The following is a 2679-nucleotide window of genomic DNA, read 5'->3' as shown; positions in this document are numbered from 1 at the left end:
AGCTGGACGCCCACGAGGTAGAACGGGTTGTCCGACAGGGTGTAGAGGACGCCGCGAATCGCCAGCACGCCGAAGGCGGCGAGGAAAATCGGCTTGCGCCCGATCGCGTCGGCCTTGGCGCCGACGAAGACCGCCACCGGCACCATCACCAGCTGCGCCGCCACGATGCAGATCGCGATCAGCGAGGTGGCGTTGTCCTTGCCGGAGAGCTTCGTCAGCAGTTGCCCCACCGAGGTGAGCATGGCGGCGTTCGACAAGTGGAACAGGGCGGCCAGCACTGCGAAGAGCAGCAGGTACCTATTCTTCAGGAGTGCGGTGAGCCCCGACGGCTCCTCCTGGCCCTCGGCGCGCGCCTGGGTCTCGGTCTGATCGAGGCCGCGGGCGAGGTCGTCGTCGATGGCATCGGCCGGCACCATCAGCATGGCGCCGATGCTGCAGAGGGCCAGCAGCGCCATCAGCCAGAAGACCACGATCGGTCCGAAGAAGTAGGCGGTTCCGCCCGCGATCGCCGCCGAAGCCGCGTTGCCGGCATGGTTGAAGCCTTCGTTGCGGCCGATGCGCTTGGCGAACATCTTGGGGCCGACGACCCCGAGGGTGATGGCGGCCAGCGCCGGCGGGAAGATCGCGCCCGCGATGCCGGCCACCGATTGCGTGGCGGCGACCAGGTAGAAGTTCGCGATGAAGGGCAGGACGAGGCAGCTCAGCGTCACCGCCACCGCCGCGGCGATGACGATGGCGCGCTTGTGGTTGGTACGGTCGATCAATGCCCCGGCCGGCGTCTGCGCGATGAGGCCGGCGATGCCCGCGATGGTCATGATCAGGCCGGTGGTCGCCTCGTTCCAGCCCTGGTCGGGGCCGCGCACGGCGATCAGATAGATCGCGAGGTACGGACCGAGCCCGTCGCGGACGTCGGCGAGGAAAAAGTTCAGGGCGTCGAGGCCGCGCAGGACGCGCGTCGACGGCGCACGCGCGACGGAGGACCGGGGGGCAAGTGTCTCGGCCATAAAGCGCTTCCGTTGAAAGGCAGGATCGTGAACCGGAAACGGTTGGCGCAACGGGACGCCCGACCCTCTCAAGTGCTGCCTCAAGTGAAGGCGCGACGCTTTGTTCCAGGGCCGGGATTAACTTCGGCGTGATCACGTGGCGCGTGCGAGATCGGCCTGCGTCGAAGCACCGAACCGGCGCCGTCGATGAATTCGAAGGTCCGGGATCGATTGAGGGTATGGAGGCCGGTGCCCCGAAACTGGGGGCCGGGGCGCAGGATCGTCTCGACGCGCTGCGCGTAGCCGAGTGCGTCCAGGCGTTCGATCCGCGCCAGCCCCAGCGCGCCGCCATAGGTTTCGGTGCAATCCTGGACGGGTCGGAACAGCGCACCGCCGCGCTCGACGATCCGTCCGCCGGAACGCGCGGAGGCGATGTCGACGACGACCGGATTCATCGGGTGCGGTTCCCAGGGGCCCCGGACATCGCGCGCCGACCAGAGATGCAGGCTGTCCGAGTACGAGCCCCAGCCGGCGAAGGGGCCGCCATGCTCGCCGTCGTCCCGCACCGTGGCGAACAGCCACCACCGGTCGCCCTGCCTGAACAGGGTCGGGTCGCTGGCGTTGAGGCCGGACAGAAGCGTCGCTTCCTTGACCCATCCGGCCGGGAAGGCCGTGGCCCGGTAGAGATCCAGGGTGCCCGCCGAACCGCTCTCGGGCACCATCCAGTGGGTGTCCCCCTCGCGGAAGACGAACGGGTAGGACAGGTGATGGCCGGCTTCCAGCACGGGGACCGGCGTTCCGCGCGGGCCCTCGGCGCCGAAGCGTACCGCCGAGATCACGCCCTTCTCCTGCCCATAGACATAGTCTTCGACGAACAGCACGGTGCCTTCGCGATCGTCGATGGGGAACGGATCGGCGTAGAAGCGACGTCCGTCGTCCGGCAGGACGTTCCATCCGGAGGCGGGATGCGCCCGCAGGTCGATGACATCCGGGCCGGACAGGCTGCGCCACCCCGTGCGCCAGTGGGGCGCCCGGATGCAGAGGGCCCGGAGGCGGCGGGACACCATGCGGGCCCCCAGGCGCGCGGCGCGGGCTCCGAGATCCAGCGCCGACAATCCCTGCCTGTGTCGGTGCGGCGCGGAAGCACCGTCGAGGCGCGGCCCGGTTCCGTCGAGGGCGGCGAGGACGAGGCTGCTCGTCCGCACCAGGGCATCCTCGAAGGCCGTGAGCATGATGCTGCGCGCCTCGGTCCCGACGCGTCCGGAGGCCAGGAGGCGCTCGCCCTCGCGGATCGTGACCAAGGGCCGCCGCCCCGCCAGAAGGGCGGCGAGCAGGGCGGCCTCCCCGGGGGCGTCGTCGAAGGCCAGGCGCCAGACCGGTACGCGACCGTCTTCGACATCGCCGCAGAGGTCGAGGATGAGGTCGGGTGGGCCGGACCCTGCCGGACCGGCGACATCGATCCGCGCGCGGTCGACGGGCGCCGAGGGACCGTCGCCGGGCAGGCGCCGGAGCATCGCCTCGAGCCGGAACAGCAGGGCGGCATTGCCCGGTAGGGCGCCGGGTCCGGGTCGGGCGTCCACGCACACGGCCACGCCGGGGCGGTGCGTCATGCGCTCGATGAGCCGGAGGTGCCAGCGGCGGGGCATACGCCCGTCGAGGCGAACGCTCAGGCGCATGAGGTGCAAGCCCCTTCGCA

Annotated in this window: 2 protein-coding genes; both read right to left on the bottom strand. The window is 70.4% G+C overall.

Annotated features, from left to right (window positions below; translation table 11 throughout):
- Positions 1–1004, bottom strand: a 1004-nt coding sequence (locus tag K2X24_RS09095; protein ID WP_292496984.1) for an MFS transporter, incomplete at its 3' end; no start/stop codon positions are given.
- 80 nt (positions 1005–1084) lie between these two features.
- A partial coding sequence (locus tag K2X24_RS09090) for a formyl transferase (RefSeq protein ID WP_292496982.1) occupies positions 1085–2679 on the bottom strand: 1595 nt, incomplete at its 5' end.

Source organism: Methylobacterium sp. (assembly GCF_019750675.1).
In the GTDB taxonomy this organism is placed as follows: domain Bacteria; phylum Pseudomonadota; class Alphaproteobacteria; order Rhizobiales; family Beijerinckiaceae; genus Methylobacterium.
This window is presented reverse-complemented; position numbering and strand designations above follow the sequence as displayed.